This window comes from Bradyrhizobium sp. 87 (genome assembly GCF_023073015.1).
GTDB lineage: Bacteria > Pseudomonadota > Alphaproteobacteria > Rhizobiales > Xanthobacteraceae > Bradyrhizobium > Bradyrhizobium canariense_D.
Genome location: NZ_JADPIQ010000075.1, coordinates 24579 through 50934 on the forward strand (window position 1 = coordinate 24579; position 26356 = coordinate 50934).

Here is a 26356-nt window from a genome sequence, read left to right on the forward strand (position 1 = left end):
GTTGTCGTGCACACGCCAGGGTCAATTCTTGGCCCCGGAAACATCCGTTGGTTTACGGGAACGGAGTGGAGGCGAAGTTAGCAAGCTGGGTTAATGGGCCGTGAAGGGACCCTCGCAAAAGCAATCAATATGCGATCGAGTATGGGCTGATTGCGCTCGCGATCGTCGCCGTGGTGGACGGCCTGGGCAGCAAGCTCAATTCAAAATTCGGGTCGATCAGCGCGTCGTTGAAGTAGCAGCCGCAATCAGACGCGGTAATGGCCGGACTTGCCGCCGAGCTTCTCGACCAGATGGATGCCTTCGATGCGCACGCCGCGCTCCACCGCCTTGATCATGTCGTAGATGGTGAGGCAGGCGACCGAGACGGCGGTGAGCGCTTCCATCTCGACGCCGGTCGGGCCCGTGACCTTCACGCTGGCGCGGACGAGGCAGCCCGGCAGCGTTGCGTCTGGCTCGATCTCGACCGTCACCTTCGACAGCGCGAGCGGATGGCAGAGCGGGATCAGCTCCGCGGTGCGCTTGGCGGCCATGATGCCGGCGATGCGGGCGGTGCCGAGCACGTCGCCCTTCTTGGCGTTGCCGGACACGATCAGGTCAAGCGTCGCCCTGGTCATGACGACGCGTCCTTCCGCGACCGCGAGCCGCTCGCTGGCGGGCTTGTCCGACACGTCAACCATCCGCGCCTCGCCGGAGGCGCCGATATGGGTGAGGGCAGGGCCGGTCTTGGTCTTGGACTGGGTCTTGGACTCGGACTTGGCTGGTTTCGTCGCGGTCGGCTTGCGGGCCATGTCAGCGCGTGCCCGTCGCGCGCGCCGTCGTCTCGCGCGCCAGCAATGTGCGCGTCGCAGCGGTAACATCGGCTTGCCGCATCAGGCTCTCGCCGACCAGGAAGGTCGACATGCCGACGCGCTCGAGCCGGGCGAGATCGGCGGGCGTGAAGATGCCGCTCTCGCCGACCATCAGCCGGTCGCCGGGGATCAGCGGCGCCAATGTTTCGCTGGTCGCAAGCGTGGTTTCGAAGGTGCGCAAATTGCGATTGTTGACGCCGATCATCGGCGAACGCAGCTTCAGCGCGCGGTCAAGCTCGGCGCGGTCGTGGATCTCGATCAGCACGTCCATGCCGTGGGCGATGGCGGCATCCTCGAGCTCCTTGGCCGCGGCATCATCGAGCGCCGCCATGATGATCAGGATGCAGTCGGCGCCGTGCGCGCGGGCCTCCGCCACCTGATAGATGTCGAACATGAAATCCTTGCGCAGCACCGGCAGTGACGTTGCCGCGCGGGCCGCCACCATGAAGTCGAGATGGCCCTGGAACGAGGGCGTGTCCGTCAGCACGGACAGGCAGGCAGCGCCGCCGGCCTCATAGGCCCTGGCCAACAGCGGCGGATCGAAATCGGCGCGGATCAGGCCCTTTGACGGCGACGCCTTCTTGACCTCCGCGATCAGCGCGTAGTCGCCATTGGCGTGCTTGGCCTTGATCGCGCGCAGGAAGCCGCGCGGTGCTGCTTGCGCCTTGGCCTTCGCCTCTACCGCCGACAGCGGCTGCGCGCGCTTGGCCGCAGCGATTTCTTCGCGCTTGTAGGCTTCGATCTTGGTCAAGATGTCCGACATGTCAGGCTCAGCCGTTCGAGACCGCGATCAAATGTTTCAGCCGCGCGCGCGCCGCGCCGCTGTCGAGTGATTTTGCGCCGATCACGACACCTTCCTTGAGATCCCCGGCACGCCCCGCCACGACCAATGCGGCAGCGGCGTTGATCAGCGCGACGTCACGGTAGGGGCTCGGTTTGCCGTCGAGCACGCCCTGCAAGGCGATAGCGTTGGCGTCGGCGTCGCCGCCTTTGAGTGCACCGGCCTCGCAGCGCGGCAGGCCCGCGTCCTCCGGCGTCACCTCGAAATTCCGGATCTCGCCATTGTGGAGCGCGGAGACGAAGGTCGGGCCGGTGAGGGTGATTTCGTCGAGGCCGTCTGAACCGTGCACGACCCAGGCGGATTCAGAGCCGAGGTTCTTGAGCACTTGCGCCAGCGGCTGCACCCATTGCCGGGAGAACACGCCGACCATCTGCCGCTTCACACCGGCCGGATTGGACAACGGACCGAGCAGGTTGAAGATCGTGCGTGTCGCAAGCTCCACCCGGGTCGGGCCGACGTTCTTCATGGCGGGATGATGGGCGGGCGCGAACATGAAGCCGATGCCGCATTCGCGTATGCAGCGGCCGACCTGCTCGGGCCTCAGATCGATCTTCACCCCCAGCGAAGCCAGCACGTCGGCAGCGCCCGAACGCGACGATAGCGCGCGGTTGCCGTGCTTGGCCACCGGCAGACCGGCGCCCGAAACGATGAAGGAGGCACAGGTCGAGACATTGACCGAGCCGGAGCCGTCGCCGCCGGTGCCGACAATGTCGACGGCGTCCGCGGGCGCATCGACCGTGAGCATCTTGGAGCGCATGGCCGAGACCGCGCCGGTGATCTCGTCCACGGTCTCGCCGCGTACCCGCAACGCCATCAGCAGGCCGCCCATTTGCGAGGGCGTAGCCTCGCCGGACATCACGGCGTCGAAGGCGGAAGCCGCTTCGTCACGCGACAGGCTGGCGCCGGTCGCCACTTTTCCAATGATCGATTTCAGGTCGTCCATCGCGTGCTTTCAACTCACTGGTTCGCGCCGGTCACCTGCGCGAAGGCGGCCTGATTAATCGTGGTCCCGATGTCGCTTTCAAGCTTGTTGACGTAGGACGCGACCTGCTCCTCGGTCTGCGCGCGGTCGAGACTGTCCTTCAGCTTCTTGACCGCATCGGAAGCGGCATCGACGGTGGGATCGATGATCTCGGTAACGCGGAACACGATCACCTCGGTGCCGCCGGTCACTGCCGTCTGCCCGACGCCGTCCTTGGCGACGCGGAAGGCGGCCGACACGATGGCCGCGGGCACGCTGGCGGGCGAGTCGTCCCGCTTGAAGCCGGTGGCGGTCTCGACCTTGGCGCCGATCGCGGCTGCTTCGTCGGCGAGCTTGCCGCCAGATTCGAGCTTCTGCACCATCTCGGTCGCCTTGGCCTTCAGCTTGGTCGCGATCTGGTCCTGGCGCCAGCGCACCTCGACCTGGTCGCGAACCTCGTCGAGATTGCGGTCGCGCGAGGGCGTGATGGCAAGCACGTCGTACCAGACATAGCCGCCCTTGAACGAGATCGAGTCGTTGTCGACGCCGACATCGGTGTTAAAGGCCTGCGACACCACGTCGAGGCCCTGCGGAATGCCGGAGACCGGCTGGCCGCTCGGCGCGCGGCCGGAACGGTCGACGGCGTCGATGGTCACGGCGGTGAGGCCGAGCTTCTGCGCCGCGTCGATCACGCTGGCACCGCCGCCGCGCTCGTCTTCCATCTTGTCGCGGAGATCGGCGACCTTGACGCGCGCACGCTCGGTGGCGATCTCGCGCTTGATGTCGGCGGCAACGCTCGCGTAGTTCGCCTCAGTGCCCGGCTCGATCTTTTCGACCTTGACGATCGACGTGCCGAGACGGCCCTGGATCGGCTGGCTGATTTCACCGGCGGGAAGCGCGAAGACAGCGTCTCCAACTGCGGGATCGAGCGAGGATTTGGTCACGAGCCCGAGATCGACGTCAGACGCGCTCAGTCCGCGCTCCTTGCCGAGGTCCTCGAACGACGTCCCGCTGGTGAGCCGCTCGCGTGCGGCCTGCGCCTCGGCGGCGTTGGGGAATACGATCTGCTGGATCTGGCGCTTCTCCGGCGTGCCGAGCCGGTCCTTGCGCTGGTCGAATGCTTTCTTGGCGTCCTCGTCCGACACCTCGCTCCACTTGCCGATCTCCTCCGGCGAGATCACGACGAACGCGATCTTGCGATATTCGGGCGCGCGGAACTGGACCTTGTGATCCTCGAAATAGGCGGCGAGCGCCTCCGGCGATGGCGCGTCGATGGTGCCTGCCTGAGCTGCGTCGAGCCTGACGAATTCAATGGCGCGCTGCTCGTTCTGGAAGCGCGTCAGCACGTCGAGCATCGCCTTCGGCGGCTCGAGGCCGGCACCGATCGTGCCGGTGATCTGCCGACGCAGTGAGACCTTGCGCTGCTCCGAAACGTAGCGCTGCTCGGTATAGCCGAAATTGCGGATCACGGACTGAAAGCGGTTCGAATCGAAGTTGCCGCCGACGCCCTTGAAGTTCGGGTCGTTCATGATGAGCTGGCGGATCTGGTCGTCGGACTGGCCGAGCCCGAGCCGGCGCGCCTCTTCGTCGAGGGCGGCTTCCGCGATCGTCTGCTGGAGCACCTGACGGTCGAGGCCGAAGGCGCGCGCCTGCTCAGGCGACAGCGGCCGGCCGAACTGGCGGCTGATCTGCTGGAGGCGATCAGTGTAAATCTGGCGGAACTCGTTCAACGAAATCTCGGTGCCGCCGACCTTGGCCACGGTGGACTGCCCAAAGCCCTTGAAGATGTCGGCAATGCCCCAAACGCCGAAACTGATGATCAGCACGCCCATCACAATGGCCATAATGGTCTTGCCGAGCCAGTTTGATGAGGCCTTGCGCATTCCTCGAAGCATTCGGTCCAACTTGTTTGGCAGGAGGGGAATGGGAGCGCGTCTTAATGCAGATTCCGCAAAAGCGCGTCACCAAATTGATCAATCATCATAAAGTGGTGGCTTTCCCCCCGCAACCTCGGGTCTAGCAGGCTTTCGATCCCTGCGGTTAAAAGCCCCTGGTCTCTGGAACTGCCACTGGACCTCTGCTAGCGCATGAACAAACCAAATTTTGCTGGAATTTGACATGACCGATGCCATCCGCCCCCTGATCGCCGGCAACTGGAAAATGAACGGCCTCAAGGCCTCGACTGCCGAATTCGACGCCATGCTCAATGGCGCGGCAGAGGTGGCCGGCAAAGCCGAGCTGCTGGTTTGCCCGCCGGCGACCCTGATCGCTGCCTTTGCCGAGAAGGCACGCGGCAAGAAGGTCGCGGTGGGGGCCCAGGATTGCCACCCCAAAGCCTCGGGCGCCCATACCGGCGACATCGCCGCCGAAATGCTAGCGGATTCGGGTGCGACCGCCGTCATCGTCGGCCATTCCGAGCGCCGCGCCGACCATGGCGAGGGCGATGCCCTGATCCGGCAGAAGGCTGAGGCCGCCTGGCGCGCCGGGGTGACGGCGATCGTCTGTATCGGAGAGACGCAGGGCCAGCGCGATGCGGGCCAGACCCTGGATATCCTGCGCGGCCAGCTCACCGGCTCGCTGCCGGATGGCTCGACCTCCGCCAATCTGGTCGTGGCCTATGAGCCGGTCTGGGCGATCGGCACCGGCCTGACCCCGACGTCTCGGGATGTCGAGCAGATTCATGGCTTTATCCGGGAATTCCTGACCTCCAGGTTCAAGGCCGACGGCGCCGGGATGCGCATTCTCTATGGCGGCTCGGTCAAGCCCTCGAACGCGGCCGAGCTGATGGCCGTGAAGAACGTCAATGGCGCGCTGGTCGGCGGGGCCAGCCTGAAGGCGGCCGATTTCCTTGCGATTGCGCAGGGCTGCCCTAATTAGGCAGGGCCGTCCCTGGCTGGTTCAAACCACTGGTCCGGGGCTGATCGGGGGTGGCAATGCCCCGTCCGATCGTGTAACACCGCGCAACTTCAGGAAAACCCCGCGAAGCACGATTGGCCGCCGTCTCGGCGCTGTCGGCTTGTGACGGAAGGACACTATGCAGACCGTTGTCATCGTCATTCACCTCATGATCGTCACCGTTATGATCGGCGCCGTCCTGCTCCAGAAGTCGGAAGGCGGGGGCCTCGGCATGGGAGGCGGCGCAGGCTTCATGTCGAGCCGCGGCACGGCGAACCTTCTGACGCGGACCACCGCGATTCTGGCCGTCGGCTTCTTCCTCACCAGCCTGTTCCTGTCCTGGTATGCCGGCTACGACCGCAAGCCGTCGTCGATCATCGGTGCGCCGGCGTCGCAGACACAGCCGGCCGGTGGCGGACCGATCGCGCCGCCGACCTCGGGTGGCATCCTGGATTCGCTGAAGAAGGCCGACGAGCAGCAGGCTCCGGCACCGAGCGGCCCGCAGGTACCGCGTTCGCAATAAAACAGGGGGGCCATGCAGGGCGGCTTCTACCGTCCTGGATCAACAATCCCTATCAAGGCTCTGTCACCACTCTCAGTTCTGGCTCACCCACAGCCCCGCAAAATGTTTGGGGCGGAATACGAATCGCTTTGGCGAATCGAATTCGAGGGATTAGAGGTTAAGCCCCATGGCGCGGTACATATTCATCACCGGCGGCGTGGTTTCTTCGCTCGGCAAGGGTCTGGCTTCAGCGGCACTCGGTGCCCTGTTGCAAGCTCGGGGCTACAAGGTCCGCCTCCGCAAGCTTGACCCCTATCTCAATCTCGATCCCGGAACGATGTCGCCGTATCAGCACGGCGAAGTGTTCGTGACCGATGACGGCGCGGAGACCGACCTCGATCTCGGTCACTATGAGCGCTTCACCGGGCGGCCGGCGACTAAGGCCGACAACATCACGACCGGGCGCATTTATCAGGACATCATCTCCAAGGAGCGGCGCGGCGATTATCTCGGCGCGACCATCCAGGTGGTTCCGCATGTCACCAACGCCATCAAGGATTTCGTCCTCGACGGCAACGACGATTACGACTTCGTGCTGGTCGAGATCGGTGGCACCGTCGGCGACATCGAGGGCCTGCCGTTCTTCGAGGCGATCCGCCAGCTCAAGAACGAGTTGCCGCGCGATCACGCCATCTACATTCATTTGACGCTGCTGCCTTACATCCCGAGCGCCGGTGAGCTGAAGACAAAGCCGACGCAGCACTCCGTCAAGGAGCTGCGCTCGATCGGCATCCAGCCGGACATCCTGCTCTGCCGTACCGATCGCGAGATCCCGAAGGAGGAACGGCGCAAGCTCGGGCTGTTCTGTAACGTGCGCGAGAGCGCCGTCATCGAGGCGCGCGACGCCGACAGCATCTACGCTGTCCCTCAGGCTTACCACGCCGCAGGCCTCGACGACGAAGTGCTTGCCGCCTTCGGCATCGGCTCGCGGATTCCGCCGGAGCTGCGGAGCTGGCAGCAGATCAACGAGCGCATCCGCAATCCCGAGGGCAACGTCACCATCGCCATCGTTGGTAAGTATACCGGCATGAAGGATGCGTATAAGTCGCTGATCGAGGCGCTCTCCCATGGCGGCATCGCCAACAAGGTGAAGGTCAATCTCGACTGGATCGAAAGCGAGATCTTCGAGAAGGAAGATCCCGCGCCGTTCCTCGAGCACGTCAACGGCATTCTGGTGCCCGGCGGCTTCGGCCAGCGCGGCGCCGAAGGCAAGATCCGCGCGGCGCAGTTCGCGCGCGAGCGCGACGTGCCGTATTTCGGCATCTGCTTCGGCATGCAGATGGCGGTGATCGAGGCAGCTCGGAATCTCGTCGGGATCGAGGAGGCCAACTCCACCGAGTTCGGCCCGACCAAGGAGCCCCTGGTCGGCCTGATGACGGAATGGCTGCGCGGCAACGAGCTCGAGAAGCGCACCAACGCCGGCGATCTCGGCGGCACGATGCGCTTGGGCGCCTATCCCGCGGCGCTCAATCGCGGCAGCCGCGTTTCGGAAGTCTATGGCGGCGCGACCGAGATTTCCGAGCGCCACCGCCATCGCTACGAGGTCAACACCGCCTATAAGGATCGCCTCGAGCAGCACGGGCTGAAATTCTCGGGCCTGTCGCCCGACGGCGTGCTGCCGGAGATCGTCGAGTACGAGGATCACCCCTGGTTCATCGGCGTCCAGTTCCATCCGGAACTGAAGTCGCGACCGTTCGAGCCGCATCCGCTGTTCGCGTCGTTCATTCGCGCGGCAATGGTTCAGAGCCGCCTGGTGTAATCGCTCAGCGCGTGGCGGTGCAGTCACCTGCAAGATGCATCGGCTCCGGCGCGGCCGGCATTGACGTATCAGGCGCAAGCGATCCCGTGACGAGCTTCATCTGCGGCCGTCGCGTCAGCTTGTAGACGGCGGCCGGCGGCACGTTCAGCAGGGCACGATCCACCAGCTTTGCGCGCAAGCCCAGCCGGTCGAGCACGGGCCGCGGGATCGGACAACTCATGCCGTAGGTGAACTGGTAGAAGGCGCCGCCGGGGCGGACATGACTGAACGCGCCACCGACGATCGAGACCACCTTGCGCGTCGACATGTTGAGCAGCGGCAGGCCGCTCACGACCGCGCCGACGGGCGCGCCGTCATAGAGGCGCTCCGTTGCGAGCCGCCCTGCATCCATCCACAAGACGCGCGCGTTCGGAAAACGCATCTGGAGCACCTTCATGAAGTCGGAGCCGTATTCGATCAGCGTGAGGTCCTGCTGGCGCACGCCGCGTTTGAGCAGCTTGTAGGTGAACGCGCCGGTGCCGGGGCCGAGCTCGAGAACAGGGCCGGTCGATGCGGTGATCTCGCGGGTGATGAGATCGGCCAGCGCCGCGCCTGACGGCGCGATCGCGCCGACGCGGCGCGGGGCTGACATCCATGACAGGAAGAACGAGAGGAAATCGTTGGGCATGCGCACTCCGGCATCTTGGTTGCGCCTCGCAGGTCAGAGGTGAGGCGGCCGAACAATCGCTTGAGTGCATTGCGACAGCATTGCGTGCCGCCTGTCGATTGCGTCAATTCTCCCGGACGGGCGGCAGTGACATCCTGAAGCACGCGCCGCCGATCGCTGTGTCCGCGACCGAGATGTGGCCGCCATGCAGGAGCACGATCTCGCGCACCATGTTGAGACCGAGGCCGGCACCGCGATCGAGCGGTGTCAGCCGGTAGAACGGTTCGAATATCTGTTCGCGCTGATCGGCCGGAATGCCGGCGCCTTCGTCCGTGACCTCGATGCTCGCGGGCCTGCTGACACGAATGCCTATGGTGCCGCGGCGCGGGCCGTGCTGGATCGCATTCTGCACAAGGTTGGTCAGCGCGCGCTCCAGCGCCGCCGCATCGCCGATCGTTTCGACCGGCGTGGAGGGGGCGTCGAGCGCCAACTCGTAGCCGGCGGCAATGGCCAGCGGCGCAAGATCTGCGGCCGCGCTTTGCGCGATTGCGACGAGGTCGACGCGCGTGAAGGGATGGCCGCAGCGGTCGAGCCTTTGAATGTCCAGCAGCTGCTCGGCAAGCGTTGCCAGGCGCGCGGAATCCTCCAGCAACCGGGTCTTGTCCGGCCCCGCTGGAAGCGACTCCAGCCGCGTGTTCAGGATCGCGATCGGTGTGCGCAACTCGTGTGCGGCATCGGCGACGAAGCGCTTGTGGCGGGCATAGCCCTGGTCTAGCCGCGCCAGCGCGTCGTTGACCGCGGTCACGAGCGGCACGACTTCCAGCGGAATCCGGTCCAGCGACAGCCGCGTGCCGCGTTGATGGATGTCGATGTGCCGCGCCTGGTCCGCCGTCGCATCGAGCGCCTCGAAGGCGCGCCGCACGATCATCGGCGTGGCGATGAACGTCGCCGTTCCCATGAGGAGCAGGCCAGGCAGGGCGATGCCGAGCAGTGCAAGCGATGTCATGATCAACGCCTTGGCGCCCGTGAGCTTGCCTTGCGTCGCCGTGATGATTTGCACATTGCCGGCGTCGGTATCGACCCGCTTCAGCCGCGCCGGGGGCTTGCGCGGATCGTCCTCGAACAGCTGCCAGCCGAGCCGGGCCTGGCTGATCTGGTCGAGGCCGCTGCCGATGGCGGCGAATTCGGCCGGCACGGCGCCTTCGCTGAGCGAATGTCCCTGCCTGTCGCGGACCAGGAACCAGAGATCGGGGGTCTCGCTGCGCAATTGTTTCAGCTCGGTCGTCGGCCGCAGGACCAGGTCGCCTTGCGCGTCGCGTCCGAGCGCGCGCTGGACGATATCGATCACGCGATCTTCGTCGCGCCCGGCGATCACGAATCCCGACGCGCTCAATGCCCCGACGACGACGGCAACGAGCGCCGTGAGCAGCACCGCCTGGAGCGACAGCAGGCGCCAGCTCAGCCGCGAGCGCAGGCAATAGGGTTCGTGGTGCTTGCTCATGGCAGCTTCTTCAAGAGATAGCCGACGCCGCGGATGCCGTGGATCTCCACGCGCGCATCGGCTTCCGAGAGTTTGCGGCGCAGGCGCGACACGTGCGTATCGAGCGCATTCGACTGGATCTCGTCGTCGAAACTGTAGACGGCTTCTTCCAGCGCGGAGCGCAGCACGGTCCGGCCCATGCGGCGGACCAGGGCTTCCAGCACGAGGAGCTCGCGCCGCGGCAGCTCGAGCGGAGCCCCGTCGATGCTTGCCTCGCGATGGCCGAAATCGAAGGCGAGGCGGCCGGCGTGCATGATGTCGGGATGCAGCCCGGCGGGCCGGCGCAGCACGGCGCGCAGTCGCGCCAGCAATTCCTCCACCGCGAACGGCTTTGACAGATAATCATCCGCCCCGCAGTCGAGGCCGGCGACCCGGTCGGCGAGTTCGCCGCGCGCCGTCAACACGATGATCGGCACGCCGTCGGCGCGCGCCCGCAGTTTCGGGATCAGGGTGAGACCGTCGCCATCGGGAAGCTGGCGATCGAGCAGGACGGCGGCGTGGACGTCGGCAGAAATGGCCTCTTCCGCCTCGGCAAGCGTGGGGGCGTGGTCCACGACCATGTCGTAGCGCTTCAGCGCCGACGCCAGCGCGTCGGCCATTTCGGCCTCGTCCTCGACGAGCAAAATCCGCATGATCCGCACCTCAACCTCAATCGCGCCATTGTAGCGGCCGTATCATTGCGGCAGCATTGCGGGAACCCGCTCTCGATGAAGCGGCTTGAGCGGGCTCTAGCCATGCACGGAACGCTACCGGGGCGGCTGAGCGGGCCTCAAGACACCGTCGGGGCCGGCCGTTATAACCGCCGGACCTGATCAGGGAGGAATACGAATGATCTACGAAATGCGCATCTATCGCTGCGTGCCCGGCCGCCTGCCGGCACTGCTCAAGCGGTTCGAGACCGTCACCCTGAAGGTGTGGGAAAAGCATGGCATCAGGCAGGCCGGATTTTTCACGACGCTGATCGGTGAATCCAACCAGGAGCTGACCTATTTCCTGGCCTGGGAGTCGCTCGCCGAGCGCGAGAAGAAGTGGGCCGCCTTCATGACCGATCCGGACTGGATGAAGGGGCGCGCCGAGAGCGAGGCGGACGGCCAGATCGTCGGCAACATCGTCAGCCAGATCCTGGCGCCGACCGCCTTCTCGGCGGTGAAGTAGAGGCGGCCGGCGCGAGGGCGTCGCGGAGAGCCTGGGCGCAACCCTGATATTCTGGGAGCCCAGGCCGAATGGGGTTGATCCGCCCTTCATCGCGGCTATGGTCGCGCCGGAACGAGGGATTTGCCTTGAGCTCTTCGACGTCAGCGGCGCCGGTCGTCACCATTGGCAAGGTCAAATTCGGCAATGATCTGCCGATCTCGATCATTGCCGGGCCGTGTCAGCTCGAAAGCCGCCAGCATGCGCTGGAGGTGGCCTCCGCGCTGAAGGAGATCGCCGCGCGGCTGCAGATCGGCCTCGTCTACAAGACCTCATTCGACAAGGCCAATCGCACCAGCGCGTCGGCCGCGCGTGGCCTCGGACTTGCACAATCGCTGCCGATCTTCGCCGAAATCCGATCGTCGCTCGGCCTGCCGGTCCTGACCGACGTGCATGACGCCAGGCAGTGTGCCGAGGTGGCGCAGGCGGTGGACGTGTTGCAGATTCCCGCCTTCCTATGTCGCCAGACCGATCTGCTGCTGGCGGCGGCCGCAACCGGCAAGGTCGTCAACGTCAAGAAGGGTCAGTTTCTTGCGCCCTGGGACATGGCCAACGTCGTGTCCAAGATCACGAGCGCGAACAATCCCAACGTGCTCGTCACCGAACGCGGCGCGTCCTTCGGCTACAACACCCTGGTCTCCGACATGCGCGCGCTGCCGATCCTGGCGCGCACCACCGGCGCCCCCGTGATCTTCGACGCGACTCATTCGGTGCAACAGCCGGGCGGGAAGGGGACGTCTTCCGGAGGCGAGCGCGAATTCGTGCCGGTGCTCGCACGCGCAGCCGTCGCCGTCGGTGTTGCCGGTATCTTCATCGAGACCCATCCCGATCCTGACAGCGCGCCGTCCGACGGACCCAACATGGTGCCGCTGCGCGAGTTCGAAGGGCTGATCCGAAGGCTGATGGCATTCGACGCGCTCGCCAAGGATTCGACCAAAGCCGACCCGCGCTGATGCAGCAAGGCGAGGCGCGGGCGCACGATCACGGCCTGCCGGCCGCGCTTTACGTCATCTCCGGTGCAAGCTTCGCCGCGGCGCTCTCCGCGCGCGCGCTCGATCCGGTGCTGCCGCACGTCGCGGAGGACTTTGGCGTCAGCATCGCGACCGCTGCCGGTTTTGCCGCGGTGTTCGCCTTCACCTTCTCGATCATCCAGCCGATCGTCGGCGCCGCCGCCGATCTGTTCGGCAAGACGCGGCTGATGATCGGCTGCCTCGCGCTGCTCGGCCTTGCCAACATCCTGGGGGCGCTCTCGAGCTCATTCTCGGTTCTGTTCGCGACCCGTATCCTCGCCGGTATCGGCTCCGGCGGCGTGTTTCCGGTGGCGCTCAGCCTGACCAGCGATCTCGTCGGTCCGGAGAAGCGCCAGGTCGCGATCAGCCGCACGCTCGCCGGCGCGATGGCGGGCAATCTCCTCGGCGCCTCGGCCTCCGGCCTGATCGGCGATTTCCTCGGCTGGCGCGGCGTGCTGGCGGTGCTCGGCGCGCTGGTGATCGTTGCCTCGATCGCGGTCGCCGCCGGTTTTCGTGGCGCCAAGGTCAAGCATCCGCCGAAGACGAGCCTGTCGGCGCTGAAGGCGGGCTATCGCACCATCTTCACCAACCCGAACGCCTATGTCTGTTATGCGGCGGTGTTCATCGAAGGCTGCTGCGTGCTCGGCCTGTTTCCCTACATCGCTTCGTTCCTGTTCGAGCTCGGTCAGACCTCGCTCTCGATCGCGGGCATCGTCATCGCGGGCTTTGCGGTCGGCGGCTTGTTCTACACGCTGACGGTGTCGCGCCTGCTGCCATGGCTGGGCATGAAGGGAATGATGATCGCGGGCATGACGCTGGTGGCTTCGCAGCTCGTTGCCGTCGGCTTCGGCCTGCGCTGGGAAGTCCAGGCGTTCAATCTCATCGTGATGGGATGGGGCTTCTACATCGCCCATGGCTGCCTTCAGATGTTTGCCAGCGAACTCTCGGTCGAGGCGCGCGCAACCGCGTTGTCGCTGCATTCGTTCTTCTTCTTCATGGGGCAGACGGTGGGGCCGCTCGCCTATGGACTTGGCCTCCAGCATGGCGGCAAGATGCCGACCCTGTTCGCGAGCGCCGCGATCATGGTCGCGCTGGGCTTCGCCTGTGCGCGGCTGTTGAAACAGCGGGCGCCATCGGATGCAGTCGCCTAAAAGATGTCTAGCGCCTGACGCGGCGTATCGTCATTTAGAACCTCCTTTCCTCAGTTTTTGCTTCATCTGGGAAAGCATCTTGGGGCCCCCCGCCGATAGTCTCTCGGCAATCGCACCAAGATCCGGATCAGCATTACGATATTTGCTGCCCCATAAGCCAAGCTCGGCGAGGACAGGCAGCAGATCAATGCCCGCCTCCGTAAGGCGATAAATCGCCTTCAGTTTATGCGTGGGGTCGTCATGACGGGTAAGGACGCCGCCTTCTTGCAGCGTTTGAAGCCGCTCCGCAAGCGTCCGCGATGATATCGATTCATCGGACTGCAGAAATTCCCGGAAGTGCTGTTTCCCCGCGAAAACGATGTCACGCACAATCAGCAGCGTCCAGCGATCGCCGAGCAACTCCAGCGACAGACTGATTGGGCAACCTGATCGCTGTCTTCCCGACATCCGTAGTTCCCTTTGTAAATCGATTTACTATTGACATCATTCGATGATGGCGTCAATGCTTCCAAATGTAAATCAGTCACAAAGTCTCAGTGCTGGAGGAGTGGTGGAAAATGCCGGCAGATATTCATCAGGTTGGAAGCGGCGGCTTTTACATATTTCAGAAGGTGACAGAGCTCCTGGGCAGGAAACTGCGCAAAGACGTGACTTATCGATCTGTCCCGCTCGATGACGCCCGCAGCAGCATGATCGCAAACGGGATATCAGCCAGCTTCACGGAAGCGTTGATCGAAACCCCAGCGAGCTTCAATCGCCAAGAGCGATGGGCACTCGACACGCCAGCTTCAGAAAACACAACTCGAACGACCTTCAAACAATGGGCTGCTGAATCGTTCGCAACTTCGATCCTTGCATGATTCGAGAGAATAGACCGATGCGAAAACTTATCCTTCAGATGCAGGTGTCAGCCGATGGCTTTGTCGGCTCCTACGGAACGGTAAATTGGCAGCTATGGGGTTGGGGTGACAACAACTTTTGGGATGATGAACTGAAGCGCGATTTCAATGCACACTTCGAGCGCATCGACACGATTCTTCTCAGTCGGAAGATGCTGAATGAAGGGTATCTACGGCATTGGGAGAACGCAGCGAACCGCTACCCAACTGAGCCATTCTACGCGTTCGCTAAGCGTATCACAGAAATGAGCAAAATGGTTCCGACGAATAAGCCAACGGAGCCGGCGTGGGAACGAACCACGCTTGTCAGCGGAGATTTGCACGAGGTGGTCGGCGCCTTAAAGAGCCAACGAGGGCGCGACATTGGCGTGTTCGGTGGCGCGGGGTTTGCCGCGGCGCTGATCGAACAAGGTCTCGTTGACGAGTTTCAATTCTACGTCAACCCGGCGGTATTGGGTGACGGCGTCAGGATCTTCGCGGCGTCGGGGTTCAGGAAGCTAAAATTACTCGAGGCCAAGGCTTATTCGAGCGGCATGGTTGTTAGCCGCTATACCTCGTCCCCCGAGCGAGCAAATCTTCGCGGTCGAGACCGAACGCGGTGAGTCAGAAACGGTCTCTTCAAGCTCAGCCCCGGCCGCGATAGGGCGCGACGCCCTGCTCGGGCACCCACAATCCCTTCGGCGCGCGGCCCGTCTGCCAGAACACGTCGATTGGAATGCCGCCGCGCGGATACCAATAGCCCCCGATGCGCAGGAACTTCGGCTTGATCTCGCTCGCGATGCGCTTGCCGATCATCACGGTGCAGTCCTCGTGGAAGGCGCCGTGATTGCGGAAGCTCGCGATGTAGAGCTTGAGCGACTTCGATTCCAGCAACCATTGGCCGGGGGCGTAGTCGATCATCAGATGTGCGAAATCCGGTTGTCCCGTGACCGGGCAGAGCGAGGTGAATTCCGGCACGGTGAAGCGTACCAGATAGTCCGTGCCCTTTTGCGGGTTCGGCACGCGGTCGAGCTGCGCTTCTTCCGGTGTGTGCGGCCATTCGACCGCGCGGCCCAGCTGAAGGGATTTCTTCGCCATTGTCGTCACATCCTGTTCCGCGTGCCGGGATGGACGCAAATGCCGCTGTCGTCAACCGGCGGCGACCGTCTGGATCATGACGATCCGGTCGTTGCCGGATTCGCAGCCCCAGAGCTCGCCCGGCCTCCCGTCGAGCTGGCGCACATTGGCGTTAGCCTTGTCGCTGGCGAACACGTTGAAACGCTCGGTGGCGGGATCGAAGCGGACGATGGCGTTGGCGGAGAAATCGGTCAGCCAGATTTTGTCCTTGTCATCGACATAGACCGCGTAGGTGCGGGGACGCTCGCCGGGCAGCTTCCAGGTCTTCCAGGAGGCTTCCGCGGGATCGTGCACCGAGACGTGGCCACTGTTCCACTCGCTGACCCAGATCCGGCTTTTCGAATCCGACCAGACCCGTCGCGAACCCTGGCTCGGCGTCGGCGGCTCGACCACACTGGCGCTGCCCGTCGCCGGATCGATCCTGGCAATATAGCTGCCGGCAAGCGAGGCATACCAGACGTCGCCCTTGGGCGTGACGGTGATTCCGTAGGGGCCGACGCCCTTGGGCGCCCTGAACACGTCCATCCCGCCCGCGTTCGGCTTGAGGCGGCCGTAATAGCCGGACTGGCCGGTGAACCAATAGGTGCCGTCCTTGTCGAACACGCCGGTGTTGAGATTGGCGTAGGCGAACTTCTCGGGCAGGCGGAACAGGGTGACCTTGAGGTCGGAAGGATCGACGCGGGCGATCGCATTCTGGCCGCCCTCGGTGATCCAGGGCGCGCCGTCGGGGCCGATGGTCACGCCGTGCGGGGCGGCGCCCTGGCCGAGGCTGACCGTCTTATGGCTGCCATCCTTCGGATCGAGCCTGCCGAGCAGGCCCTTGCCCTGGGCCGTAAACCAGACCGTGCCATCGGGAGCGGGAGCGAGGTCGTGCAGACCGATGCCGGAGCTAATGGGGTAGTATTTTGTCCGGAACGGGCCTTCCTGCGCAAAACTCGGGCGGGTCGCGAGGAGGGCGATGCTCGAGGCAAGAAACTGGCGGCGATTCATGGCGTTACCCCGACCGTTTCAGATTGAGGTTTTGCGGCAGACCAGATGCGGTCAACCTTAGTCCGAGCCGCTTCACGCGTCAGTCGAAGCCCACCCTCCAAGCGTTCACATTTGCTTGCGGTCCGTGTAAGACCCGCGGCACCGATCAGCCCTAACGAACGGAAGTGCACATCATGACCGCCATCATCGACATCATCGGCCGCGAAATTCTCGATAGCCGTGGCAATCCCACCGTCGAGGTCGACGTCGTGCTGGAAGATGGCGCGCTTGGCCGTGCTGCCGTGCCGTCCGGCGCCTCCACCGGCGCCCATGAGGCGGTGGAACTACGCGACGGTGACAAGACTCGCTATCTCGGCAAGGGCGTCACCAAGGCGGTCGGCGCCGTCAACGGCGAAATCTTCGAGGCCCTGAGCGGCCTCGATGTCGAGCAGCAGGCCCAGCTCGACCAGATCATGATCGACCTCGACGGTACGCCGAACAAGAGCCGGCTGGGCGCCAACGCCATCCTCGGCGTGTCGCTCGCCTGCGCCAAGGCGGCCGCGAACTCGCTCGACATGCCGCTCTATCGTTACGTTGGCGGCACCTCGGCGCGGCTGCTGCCGGTGCCGATGATGAACATCATCAATGGCGGCATGCACGCCGACAATCCGATCGACTTCCAGGAGTTCATGATCCTACCGGTTGGCGCGTCCTCCTTTGCCGAGGGCTTGCGCTATGGCGCGGAGGTCTTCCACACCCTGAAGTCCGAATTGAAGAAGGCCGGCCACAACACCAATGTCGGCGATGAGGGCGGCTTTGCCCCGAACCTGCCGTCGGCGGACGCCGCGCTCGAATTCGTCATGAACGCGATCGGCAAGGCCGGCTACAAGGCGGGCTCCGACATCGTCATTGGCCTCGACTGCGCCTCGACCGAGTTCTTCAAGGACGGCAAATACGTCTACGAGGGCGAGGGCAAGACCCGCTCGATCTCCGAGCAGGCCAAGTACCTTGCTGATCTCGTCTCGCGCTATCCGATCGTGACCATCGAGGACGGCATGTCGGAAGACGACATGGACGGCTGGAAGGAGCTGACCGACCTCGTCGGCAAGAAGTGCCAGCTCGTCGGTGACGATCTCTTCGTCACCAACGTCAAGCGCCTCGCCGAAGGCATCAAGGCCGGACGGGCCAATTCGATCCTGATCAAGGTCAACCAGATCGGCACGCTGACCGAGACGCTCGCCGCCGTCGAGATGGCGCACAAGGCCGGCTACACCTCGGTGATGTCGCACCGCTCCGGCGAGACCGAGGATTCTACCATCGCCGACCTCGCGGTCGCCACCAATTGCGGTCAGATCAAGACCGGCTCCCTTGCGCGCTCCGATCGCACCGCCAAATACAACCAGCTCCTGCGCATCGAGCAGCAGCTCGGCAAGCAGGCGCTCTACGGCGGCAAGGCGGCACTGAAGGCGCTGGCATAAGCCAGCGGTCGGACAAGAACAGGGGAGGATCGACATGAGCGACGGCAAGAACGGCCTGCAACTGCGTTCGCTGATCAAGAAGAGCGGTGAGCTCGAAATCTCGCTGCTCGACGTGCCGACCCCCGAACCCGCCGCGGACGAGGTTGTCGTCCGCGTCGAGGCCGCGCCGATCAACCCGTCCGACCTCGGGCTCTTGATCGGCGCGGCCGACATGAGCACGGCAAAGGCTTCGGGCACCAAAGAAGCTCCCGTCATCACCGCGAAAGTGCCGGAAGGCGCGATGCGGGCGATGGCAGGCCGGCTCGACGAATCCATGCCGGTCGGTAACGAAGGCGCGGGAGTCGTGATCAGGACCGGCTCCTCGGATGCCGCGAAGGCGCTGATGGGCAAGACCGTCGCCATGATCGGCGGCGCGATGTACACGCAGTATCGCACGTTGAAAGTGCGCGAGTGCCTGCCGCTGCCGGAAGGCACCACGCCGGCCGAAGGTGCCTCCTGCTTCGTCAATCCGCTCACCGCGCTCGGCATGACCGAGACCATGCGACGCGAGGGTCACAAGGCGCTGGTGCACACTGCGGCCGCCTCCAATCTCGGGCAGATGCTGAACAAGATCTGCATCAAGGACGGCATCCCGCTGGTCAACATCGTGCGCAGCAAGGAGCAGGCCGACATCCTGCACAAGATCGGCGCCAAATATGTCGTCGATTCCAGCGCACCGAGCTTCCTCGGCGATCTCACCAATGCGCTGGTCGAGACCGGCGCCACCATCGCCTTCGACGCCATCGGCGGCGGGAAGCTCGCCGGAGACATCCTCAACTGCATGGAAGTCGCGATCAACAAGACCGCGAAGGAGTACAGCCGCTACGGCTCCAACGTGCACAAGCAGGTCTATGTCTATGGCGCGCTCGATGTCCGCCCGATTGAGCTGCCGCGCGGCTTCGGCATGGCCTGGGGCGTCGGCGGCTGGCTGCTGTTTCCGTTCCTGATGAAGATCGGGCAGGCGGACGGGGCCAGGCTGCGCCAGCGCGTCGTCGACGAACTGAAGACCACGTTTGCCAGCCACTACACCAAGGTGGTGTCGCTTTCCGAGGCGCTCGATCCCGCCAACATCGCGGTGTACGCCAAACGCGCCACTGGCGAAAAATTCCTCATCAACCCGAACAAATAATCGGGACGTGCGACGGCACGTCACCGAAAGAAGGTCTTGCCTTCTGAGCGAAGCCGGGGATTATTCCGCCGCCATTTGCACGCGGGAAAACCGCGGGGCGCTCAGAAGGGGACCTCATGACCGATCTTAATCGCCGCCATTTGCTTGCAGGCGCCGCCACCTTCGGTGCGGCTGCCGTGACCGGCTTTGGGCCGACCGTCGCCAATGCCTCAGTACCGCAAGCCGGCACGCAGGCGCCGGGCTTCTACCGCTACAAGGTCGGCAGCTACGAGTGCACCTCCATCAATGACGGTGCGCGCACTTTCCCGATGCCGGACAAGTTCGTCGTCAACGCGCCGAAGGAGGAAGCGCTGGCCGCTGGCGAGGCGGCCTACATGCCGAAGGGCATGGTCACGGTGCCGTTCAACCCGCAGCTCATCAACACCGGCTCCAAGCTCGTGCTGATCGATACCGGCAACGGTGTCGCCAATCTCGAGCCCAGCAAGGGCGCGGTCGGCCGCACGCTGCAGAACCTCCAGGCCGCCGGCGTCGACCCCAAGAGCATCGACGTCGTGCTGCTCTCGCATCTGCATCCCGACCACACCAACGGCATTCGTCTCGCCGACGGCGCGCTTGCCTTCCCCAATGCGGAGATCATGGTGCCAGGCAAGGACTGGGAGTTCTGGACCAGCGAGGACAACGCCGCCAAGGCCGAGTCCAACGCGATGATGAAGACCTACTTCGCCAACGTGAAGAAGACCTTTGCCGGCCTCGAATCCAAGGTGACGAAGTACGAGTGGGGCAAGGAGGTCGCACCGGGCATCACCTCGATCGCGACGCCCGGTCACACCCCGGGGCACACCTCGTTCGCGGTCGCCTCTGGCGATGCCAAGGTGCTGATCCAGTCCGACGTCACCAACATCCCGGAGTTCTTCCTGCGCAATCCGGACTGGCATGTGGTGTTCGACACCGATGCAGCGCTGGCGCAGGAAACCCGCCACAAATTCTACGACATGGCGGCGGCCGAGAAGGCGACCGTGATCGGCTTCCACTTCACCTTCCCCTCGGTCGGCCATGTCGAGAAGGACGGCGCCAAATATCGCCTGATCCCGTCGGCGTGGAATCCGACGATCTGAGCCGATTTGCAGATTTGTACCAGGGATCGGGCCGCCACTTGGCGGCCTGATTGTTTGGGCAACCGTTCAGAAACCCAGCGTTTCCAAATCCGACCGGTCCATGCACTTGCATCTATCGGTCGAGATCGCTTAAGTGCCGACCCGGCACTCCCGCTGAAGATTTCGAGGACACTCCATGGCCTACAATATCGCCACGATCGCCGGCAGCCTGCGTAAGGACAGCTTTTCGCTCAAGATCGCCAATGCGCTCGCCAAGCTCGCGCCGGCCTCGCTCAAGCTCGAGGTCATCACGCCGGCCGGCATCTCGTTCTTCAACCAGGACCTCGAGGGAGCGCCGCCGGCGGATTGGCTGTCTTTCCGCGAAAAAATCCAGAAATCGGACGGCGTCATCTTCGTCACGCCGGAATACAATCGCGCGATCCCGGGGGTGCTGAAGAACGCCATCGACGTCGCCTCGCGGCCCTATGGCAAGAGCTCGTTCAACGATAAGCCGGTCGGCATCATCGCGAACTCGCCGGGCCCGCTCGGCGGCGTCAGTGCCGCCAAGACGCTCCAGAACATCCTGCCGGGCATTTCCGGCCCGATCATGCAGCAGCCGGAGGCCTATCTGAACGGGGTGGGCGACGCGTTCGATGCCGACGGCAACCTGACCAAGGAGTCCCTGAAGCCGGTGCTCCAGGCCTATATCGACGCGTTTGCGGTGCACGTCGCGAAGCATCACGGCTGAGGCCGCGAACCCCGGGTCTCCGTCATGGCCGGGCAAAAGCGCGAAGCGCGTCTTCGCGCTAGATGTCCCGGCCATCCACGTCTTTGCCAAATTGACGAAGAACGTGGATGCCCGACACAAGGCCGGGCATGACGGCTGAGCCAGGCATTGGAACGCCAAGCGGGCGGGCAATTAGCACGCCCTTAACCAACCTGTCCCATCTTCCCAGGATGGTCTCCCGCGCGCGCCTGAAATCGATCCTGACCGGTCTTGCCCTCTATGCGATGGCGGCCGCCATCGTCGGCTATTTCGGCGTCAACGCCTATACCGGCAAATACGGCCTCAACGCCCGCCAGGAGCTCGACCAGGAGATCGTGGCGCTGACCAGCGAACTCGCGCAGCTCAAGCGCGAGCGCGCCAGGAGCGAGCAGCGCGTTTCGCTGCTGCGCTCCGCGAAGATCGACCCCGACATGCTGGACGAGCGGGCGCGCTTCCAGCTCGACTACGTCAATCCGCGCGATCTCGTCCGGACGATCCCGGCGAACTGACACTCGAGCGGCACAAGCGCCATTTGCGGGGTTTGCGGTCTGCCGCTGACTCCATCGAGCCAGCGCGATTGCGATATGCAAGCAGCCCGTTGCTTCCTGCGGCTGACGTGAGCGGATCTGCGATCGGTATTCCACACACGATGTGGGAGTCGGGGAGCTAAATGTTGCCCGATCCGCGTCAAAGATTTTGCAATATTACGATCGCGTTGCAGTGCGGCATAATGAAAGGCGTGCCATGCCGCCGCGGTGCTTTCCAAGGGCGTTTGACTTGGGTTAGACAGGGCTGAAGTTTTCTCTGACCCGGAATTCCCATGGCCGCACCCAAGAAAGCCGCCGCAAGTACTGCACAGGACAAGACCGACGGCGGTTCGCCCCCGGAATTCACCAGAGAGCAGGAGCTCAAGGCGCTCCGCGACATGCTCCTGATCCGGCGGTTCGAGGAAAAGGCCGGCCAGCTCTACGGCATGGGCGCGATCGGCGGCTTCTGCCACCTTTATATCGGCCAGGAGGCCGTGGTGGTCGGGATGCAGATGGCCCTGAAGCCGGGCGATCAGGTCATCACCGGCTATCGCGATCACGGCCATATGCTCGCCACCGGCATGGAGGCCAAAGGCGTCATGGCCGAGCTCACCGGCCGTCGCGGCGGCTATTCCAAGGGCAAGGGCGGCTCCATGCATATGTTCAGCAAGGAGAAGCACTTTTACGGCGGCCACGGCATCGTCGGCGCACAGGTCTCGCTCGGCACCGGGCTCGCTTTCGCCAATCACTATCGCGACAACGACAATGTCAGCGTCACCTATTTCGGCGACGGCGCGGCCAACCAGGGCCAGGTCTATGAGAGCTTCAACATGGCGGAGCTCTGGAAGCTGCCGGTGATCTACGTCATCGAGAACAACCGCTACGCCATGGGCACTTCGGTCTCGCGCGCCTCGGCGCAGCAGGATTTCTCCAAGCGCGGCGCCTCCTTCAACATTCCCGGCCAGCAGGTCGACGGCATGGACGTCCGCGCCGTGAAGGCCGCCGGCGACGAGGCGACGGCCTGGTGCCGCGCCGGCAAGGGACCCTTCATCCTGGAGATGCAGACCTACCGTTATCGCGGCCACTCGATGTCCGATCCCGCAAAGTACAGAACGCGCGAGGAGGTCGAAAAAGTCCGCCACGACCAGGATCCGATCGAGCAGGTGCGCAACCGCCTGTTGGCCGCCAAGGTCAGCGAGCAGGATCTGAAGGCGATCGACGCCGAGGTGCGCGACATCGTCAACGCGTCCGCCGATTTCGCCCAGCATGATCCCGAGCCGGATGCCGCCGAGCTCTGGACCGATATTTACCGCTGAACGCGCGCAAGCTTTCTTTTGGAGCCGATATGCCAATTCAAGTGCTGATGCCCGCGTTGTCGCCCACGATGGAGAAGGGCAACCTCTCCAAATGGCTGAAAAAAGAGGGTGAGACGATCAAGTCCGGCGACGTCATCGCCGAGATCGAGACCGACAAGGCGACCATGGAGGTCGAGGCGACCGATGAAGGTACGCTCGGCAAGATCCTGATCCCCGAGGGCACCGCCGACGTGGCCGTGAACACACCGATCGCGACAATTCTGGCCGATGGCGAAAGTGCCGCCGATCTCGCCAAGGCGCCCGCGCCTGCCCAGCAGCAGAAGGCTGCCGAATCCGTAGCCCCTGCCGCCGCGAAGACCGAGGCTCCAGCTCCCAAGGCTGCGCCGGCGCCGCAGGCCGTCGCAGAACCCGACCCGGAAGTGCCCGCCGGCACCGAGATGGTGACGCAGACCATCCGCGAAGCCCTGCGCGATGCTATGGCCGAGGAGATGCGCCGCGACGCCGACGTCTTCGTGATGGGCGAAGAGGTTGCCGAATACCAAGGCGCCTACAAGGTGACGCAAGGGCTGCTTCAGGAATTCGGCGCCAAGCGCGTCATCGACACGCCAATCACGGAGCACGGCTTTGCCGGCATCGGCGTCGGCGCCGCGATGACCGGGTTGAAGCCGATTGTCGAGTTCATGACCTTCAACTTCGCTATGCAGGCGATCGACCAGATCATCAACTCCGCGGCCAAGACGCTCTATATGTCCGGCGGCCAGATGGGCTGCTCCATCGTATTCCGCGGGCCCAACGGCGCCGCTTCCCGCGTGGCCGCCCAGCACAGCCAGGATTATTCGTCCTGGTATTCGAACGTCCCCGGCCTCAAGGTCGTCGCGCCGTTCTCGGCCGCTGATTACAAGGGCCTGCTCAAGGCTGCGATCCGCGATCCCAATCCGGTGATCTTCCTCGAGAACGAAATGCTCTACGGCCACACTGGCGAGGTGCCGAAGCTCGACGATTTCGTGATTCCGATCGGCAAGGCGCGCATCGTGCGCTCCGGCAGCCATGTCACGATCATCTCGTGGTCGAACGGCATGAGCTACGCGCTGAAGGCCGCCGACGAACTCGCCAAGGACGGCATCGAGGCCGAAGTGATCGACCTGCGCACGCTGCGTCCGATGGACACCGACACCATCGTCAACTCCGTCAAGAAGACGGGACGTGCCGTCACGGTGGAAGAGGGCTGGGCCCAGAGCGGTGTCGGCGCCGAGATCGCCGCGCGGATCATGGAGCATGCCTTCGACTATCTGGATGCGCCTGTAACCCGGGTCTCCGGCAAGGACGTGCCGATGCCGTATGCCGCGAACCTGGAAAAGCTCGCGCTGCCTTCGGCTGCCGAAGTGGTCGAGGCCGCCAAAGCCGTCTGCTACAGGTAGACCATGGCGGGTCCGAAGGAGCAGCCATTGCCACCCGACGTCCTCGTCCGCGATGATGCGGTCGAGATCCTGCGCGTGTTCGTGCTGGACGGCGGGCTGTCGATGGCGTTCCAGCGGGCCTTCGACGAGCCCGACATGTGGGGCCTGCTGCTCGTCGATCTCGCCCGTCACGCCGCGCGCGCCTATGCGCGCGAGAGCGAATACACCGAGGAGGACGCGCTGAACCGGATCATCGAGATGTTCCAGGCCGAGATCGAGCGTCCCACCGACACCGGCACCACGACGCCGCGCGGGAAGGGGCACTGACCGTGGCGATCGAAGCCTATCATTTCGATTTCATGCTGGAGGCGATCCGCGAGGCGGAAGCCTCGATCGCGCAAGGCGGCCTGCCGATCGGCGCCGTGCTGACCCGCGACAACAAGGTCATTGCCCGCGGCCACAACAACCGCGTGCAGGAAAACAACCCGATCCTGCACGGCGAGATGAGTTGCCTGCGCGAGGCGGGTGCGATTTCGTTCCACGATACCGTCATGTACACCACGCTGTCGCCATGCGCGATGTGTGCCGGTGCGCTCGCACTGTTCAAGGTGAAGCTCGTGGTGATTGGAGAGTCCGTCACCTTCGAGGGCTCCAAGGACATTCTCGACAAGTTCGGCATCTCCTGGATCGACCTTGCCGACGACCGCTCCATCACCATGATGAAGAATTGGCGTTCCATCCCTGCCAATGAGCGCCTGTGGCAGGGCGATATCGGCAACTAACCTGGTCTGTTCGTCTTCGGTCCGGAGACGGATTTTTGCAAAGTTCTTCTTGAGGTCAGCATGCCCATCAACATCCTGATGCCCGCTCTTTCGCCGACGATGGAGAAGGGCAACCTCGCCAAGTGGCTGAAGAAGGAAGGCGACAAGGTCAAATCCGGCGACATCATCGCCGAGATCGAGACCGACAAGGCGACCATGGAGGTCGAGGCCATCGACGAGGGCACGATCGCCAGGATTCTCGTGCCAGAGGGCACGCAGGACGTGCCTGTCAACGACGTGATCGCGGTGCTGGCCGGCGAGGGCGAGGACGTGAAAGCGGCAGGTGCCGCCAAGCCCAGTGCCTCCGCCGCGCCTCCGAAAGCTGCTGAAGCCCCTGCTGCTGCATCGGCTCCTGCGCCTGCTGCGCCCAAAGCGGCGCCGGTGCCCGCCGCAGCACCTGCACCGCAGGCCGCAGCACCGGCTGCGCAGAGCAACGGCCATGCCGGCCGCGTGTTCTCCTCGCCGCTGGCGCGCCGGCTCGCCAAGGAAGCCGGCGTCGATGTTGCGATGGTGACTGGCACCGGCCCGCATGGCCGCGTGGTGGCACGCGACGTCGAGCAGGCCAAGTCCGGCATTGGCCTGAAGGCTCCCGCGGCGACGCCGTCAGGCGCACCCTCGACCGCGCCGACCATGTCGGACAAGCAGATCCTGGCGCTGTTCGAACCCGGCTCCTACGAGGTCGTCCCGCATGACGGCATGCGCCGCACGATTGCGCAGCGTCTGACCGCGTCGATCCAGAACGTCCCGCACTTCTATCTCACGATCGACTGCGACATCGGCAAGCTGCTCGCCGCGCGCGAGGAGATCAATACGGCTGCTCCCAAGGACAAGGAGAAGAAGCCGCTCTACAAGATCTCGGTCAACGACTTCGTCATCAAGGCGATGGCGGTCGCGCTGCAGAAGATCCCGAATTGCAATGTGAGCTGGACCGAATCCGGCATGGTCAAGCACCACCATTCGGACGTCGGTGTTGCGGTGGCAATGCCCGGCGGCCTGATCACGCCGATTATCCGCAAGGCGGAGACCAAGACGCTGTCGACCATCTCCAACGAGATGAAGGATTTTGCGACACGCGCCCGCTCGCGCAAGCTGAAGCCCGAAGAATATCAGGGCGGCACGACGGCCGTCTCGAATCTCGGCATGTTCGGCATTAGCCACTTCACCGCCGTGATCAATCCGCCGCATGCCACCATCCTCGCAGTCGGCACCAGCGAGGAGCGGCCTGTGGTCCGTGGCGGCAAGATCGAGATCGCGAACATGATGAGCGTGACCCTGTCCTGCGATCACCGCGCCATCGACGGCGCGCTCGGCGCGGAACTGATCGGCGCCTTCAAGCAGCTGATCGAAAATCCCGTCATGATGATGGTCTGACGCGCGGTAGAGGGGGCACCGTTGCATGTC

At 64.1% G+C, this 26356-nt stretch carries 29 protein-coding genes; 19 read left to right on the plus strand and 10 right to left on the minus strand.

Features of this window, described 5'->3' with window-relative positions:
- Window positions 1–134 precede the first annotated feature (134 nt).
- Window positions 135–236 carry a Flp family type IVb pilin gene (locus tag IVB50_RS16675; protein ID WP_085353576.1) on the plus strand — a complete coding sequence of 34 codons (102 nt, stop codon included), beginning with the start codon at window positions 135–137 and terminating at the stop codon, window positions 234–236.
- A gap of 9 nt (window positions 237–245) precedes the next feature.
- Here the strand turns inward: IVB50_RS16675 and moaC are convergent, their stop codons facing one another.
- Genes moaC through IVB50_RS16695 form a run of 4 tightly spaced genes read right to left on the minus strand, consistent with a single transcriptional unit; the run spans window position 246 to window position 4545 of the window.
- On the minus strand, window positions 246–788 hold the full coding sequence (gene moaC / locus IVB50_RS16680) for a cyclic pyranopterin monophosphate synthase MoaC (protein WP_247296584.1): 543 nt from the start codon (window positions 786–788) through the stop codon (window positions 246–248).
- A 1-nt stretch (window position 789) separates the two neighbouring features.
- The gene (trpC, locus tag IVB50_RS16685) at window positions 790–1611 is read right to left on the minus strand and encodes an indole-3-glycerol phosphate synthase TrpC (protein ID WP_018458078.1); all 822 of its coding nucleotides are present in this window, start codon (window positions 1609–1611) and stop codon (window positions 790–792) included.
- Window positions 1612–1618: 7 nt separating this feature from the next.
- Window positions 1619–2632: an anthranilate phosphoribosyltransferase gene (trpD, locus tag IVB50_RS16690; RefSeq protein WP_085362122.1), complete on the minus strand. Its 1014-nt coding sequence runs from the start codon at window positions 2630–2632 to the stop codon at window positions 1619–1621.
- A gap of 14 nt (window positions 2633–2646) precedes the next feature.
- Entirely contained in the window at window positions 2647–4545 is a 1899-nt protein-coding gene (locus IVB50_RS16695; protein ID WP_247296586.1) for a peptidylprolyl isomerase, read from the minus strand.
- Between the two features lie 223 nt (window positions 4546–4768).
- On the opposite strand from IVB50_RS16695, the gene tpiA reads away from it, so the two are divergent.
- From tpiA to IVB50_RS16710, 3 genes are all read left to right on the plus strand, one after another.
- On the plus strand, window positions 4769–5527 hold the full coding sequence (gene tpiA, locus IVB50_RS16700) for a triose-phosphate isomerase (RefSeq protein ID WP_085353242.1): 759 nt from the start codon (window positions 4769–4771) through the stop codon (window positions 5525–5527).
- A 157-nt stretch (window positions 5528–5684) separates the two neighbouring features.
- Complete coding sequence (gene secG / locus IVB50_RS16705) at window positions 5685–6068, plus strand: preprotein translocase subunit SecG (RefSeq protein WP_247296588.1); 384 nt, start codon at window positions 5685–5687, stop codon at window positions 6066–6068.
- A gap of 166 nt (window positions 6069–6234) precedes the next feature.
- Window positions 6235–7866, plus strand: a complete 1632-nt coding sequence (locus IVB50_RS16710) for a CTP synthase (protein ID WP_007590604.1) — start codon at window positions 6235–6237, stop codon at window positions 7864–7866.
- Window positions 7867–7870: 4 nt separating this feature from the next.
- Here IVB50_RS16710 and IVB50_RS16715 read toward each other — a convergent pair whose 3' ends face one another.
- The 3 genes from IVB50_RS16715 to IVB50_RS16725 form a co-directional block, all read right to left on the minus strand.
- Complete coding sequence (locus tag IVB50_RS16715; RefSeq protein WP_018458074.1) at window positions 7871–8533, minus strand: rRNA adenine N-6-methyltransferase family protein; 663 nt, start codon at window positions 8531–8533, stop codon at window positions 7871–7873.
- Window positions 8534–8636: 103 nt separating this feature from the next.
- A complete protein-coding gene (locus IVB50_RS16720) occupies window positions 8637–10013 on the minus strand; it encodes a HAMP domain-containing sensor histidine kinase (protein WP_247296590.1) in 1377 nt (458 codons plus the stop codon).
- Window positions 10010–10684 carry a response regulator transcription factor gene (locus tag IVB50_RS16725; RefSeq protein ID WP_085353237.1) on the minus strand — a complete coding sequence of 225 codons (675 nt, stop codon included), beginning with the start codon at window positions 10682–10684 and terminating at the stop codon, window positions 10010–10012. Before IVB50_RS16725 ends, IVB50_RS16720 begins: the two co-directional genes overlap by 4 nt.
- Before the next feature lie 196 nt (window positions 10685–10880).
- Here IVB50_RS16725 and IVB50_RS16730 point away from each other — a divergent pair, with 196 nt between their 5' ends.
- From IVB50_RS16730 to IVB50_RS16740, 3 genes are all read left to right on the plus strand, one after another.
- Window positions 10881–11207: an NIPSNAP family protein gene (locus IVB50_RS16730; protein WP_007590607.1), complete on the plus strand. Its 327-nt coding sequence runs from the start codon at window positions 10881–10883 to the stop codon at window positions 11205–11207.
- Between the two features lie 125 nt (window positions 11208–11332).
- Entirely contained in the window at window positions 11333–12196 is an 864-nt protein-coding gene (kdsA, locus tag IVB50_RS16735; protein ID WP_247296593.1) for a 3-deoxy-8-phosphooctulonate synthase, read from the plus strand.
- Entirely contained in the window at window positions 12196–13404 is a 1209-nt protein-coding gene (locus IVB50_RS16740) for an MFS transporter (protein WP_018458070.1), read from the plus strand. Before kdsA ends, IVB50_RS16740 begins: the two co-directional genes overlap by 1 nt.
- 30 nt (window positions 13405–13434) lie before the next feature.
- Here the strand turns inward: IVB50_RS16740 and IVB50_RS16745 are convergent, their stop codons facing one another.
- On the minus strand, window positions 13435–13851 hold the full coding sequence (locus IVB50_RS16745) for a helix-turn-helix domain-containing protein (protein ID WP_204511304.1): 417 nt from the start codon (window positions 13849–13851) through the stop codon (window positions 13435–13437).
- A gap of 110 nt (window positions 13852–13961) precedes the next feature.
- Here IVB50_RS16745 and IVB50_RS16750 point away from each other — a divergent pair, with 110 nt between their 5' ends.
- A complete protein-coding gene (locus IVB50_RS16750) occupies window positions 13962–14264 on the plus strand; it encodes a hypothetical protein (protein ID WP_247296595.1) in 303 nt (100 codons plus the stop codon).
- 17 nt (window positions 14265–14281) lie between these two features.
- Window positions 14282–14905 (plus strand): dihydrofolate reductase family protein, encoded by a 624-nt coding sequence (locus tag IVB50_RS16755; protein WP_085395044.1) that lies wholly within the window; start codon window positions 14282–14284, stop codon window positions 14903–14905.
- Window positions 14906–14927: 22 nt separating this feature from the next.
- On the opposite strand, the gene queF is transcribed toward IVB50_RS16755, so the two are convergent.
- Both queF and IVB50_RS16765 read right to left on the minus strand, forming a co-directional pair.
- Entirely contained in the window at window positions 14928–15380 is a 453-nt protein-coding gene (gene queF, locus IVB50_RS16760) for a preQ(1) synthase (RefSeq protein ID WP_018458066.1), read from the minus strand.
- A gap of 51 nt (window positions 15381–15431) precedes the next feature.
- Window positions 15432–16409: a lyase gene (locus tag IVB50_RS16765; protein WP_247296597.1), complete on the minus strand. Its 978-nt coding sequence runs from the start codon at window positions 16407–16409 to the stop codon at window positions 15432–15434.
- A gap of 173 nt (window positions 16410–16582) precedes the next feature.
- Between IVB50_RS16765 and eno the strand changes: the two genes are divergently transcribed.
- The 10 genes from eno (at window position 16583) to IVB50_RS16815 (ending at window position 26326) form a co-directional block, all read left to right on the plus strand.
- Window positions 16583–17866 carry a phosphopyruvate hydratase gene (gene eno / locus IVB50_RS16770; RefSeq protein ID WP_018458064.1) on the plus strand — a complete coding sequence of 428 codons (1284 nt, stop codon included), beginning with the start codon at window positions 16583–16585 and terminating at the stop codon, window positions 17864–17866.
- Window positions 17867–17900: 34 nt separating this feature from the next.
- The gene (locus IVB50_RS16775) at window positions 17901–19034 is read left to right on the plus strand and encodes a zinc-binding dehydrogenase (RefSeq protein WP_247296600.1); all 1134 of its coding nucleotides are present in this window, start codon (window positions 17901–17903) and stop codon (window positions 19032–19034) included.
- Window positions 19035–19150: 116 nt separating this feature from the next.
- Window positions 19151–20149, plus strand: coding sequence for an MBL fold metallo-hydrolase (locus IVB50_RS16780; RefSeq protein WP_018458062.1), 999 nt, complete (start codon window positions 19151–19153; stop codon window positions 20147–20149).
- A gap of 175 nt (window positions 20150–20324) precedes the next feature.
- Window positions 20325–20876 carry an NADPH-dependent FMN reductase gene (locus IVB50_RS16785; protein ID WP_018458061.1) on the plus strand — a complete coding sequence of 184 codons (552 nt, stop codon included), beginning with the start codon at window positions 20325–20327 and terminating at the stop codon, window positions 20874–20876.
- Between the two features lie 209 nt (window positions 20877–21085).
- Entirely contained in the window at window positions 21086–21403 is a 318-nt protein-coding gene (locus tag IVB50_RS16790; protein ID WP_007590617.1) for a septum formation initiator family protein, read from the plus strand.
- Window positions 21404–21714: 311 nt separating this feature from the next.
- Entirely contained in the window at window positions 21715–22737 is a 1023-nt protein-coding gene (pdhA, locus tag IVB50_RS16795) for a pyruvate dehydrogenase (acetyl-transferring) E1 component subunit alpha (protein WP_085395047.1), read from the plus strand.
- A gap of 29 nt (window positions 22738–22766) precedes the next feature.
- Window positions 22767–24155 carry a pyruvate dehydrogenase complex E1 component subunit beta gene (locus IVB50_RS16800; protein ID WP_026233491.1) on the plus strand — a complete coding sequence of 463 codons (1389 nt, stop codon included), beginning with the start codon at window positions 22767–22769 and terminating at the stop codon, window positions 24153–24155.
- 3 nt (window positions 24156–24158) lie between these two features.
- Window positions 24159–24461 carry a DUF5076 domain-containing protein gene (locus IVB50_RS16805; protein WP_007590623.1) on the plus strand — a complete coding sequence of 101 codons (303 nt, stop codon included), beginning with the start codon at window positions 24159–24161 and terminating at the stop codon, window positions 24459–24461.
- A 2-nt stretch (window positions 24462–24463) separates the two neighbouring features.
- Entirely contained in the window at window positions 24464–24916 is a 453-nt protein-coding gene (locus tag IVB50_RS16810; protein WP_018458058.1) for a nucleoside deaminase, read from the plus strand.
- Window positions 24917–24976: 60 nt separating this feature from the next.
- A complete protein-coding gene (locus tag IVB50_RS16815) occupies window positions 24977–26326 on the plus strand; it encodes a pyruvate dehydrogenase complex dihydrolipoamide acetyltransferase (protein ID WP_018458057.1) in 1350 nt (449 codons plus the stop codon).
- Window positions 26327–26356: the final 30 nt, after the last annotated feature.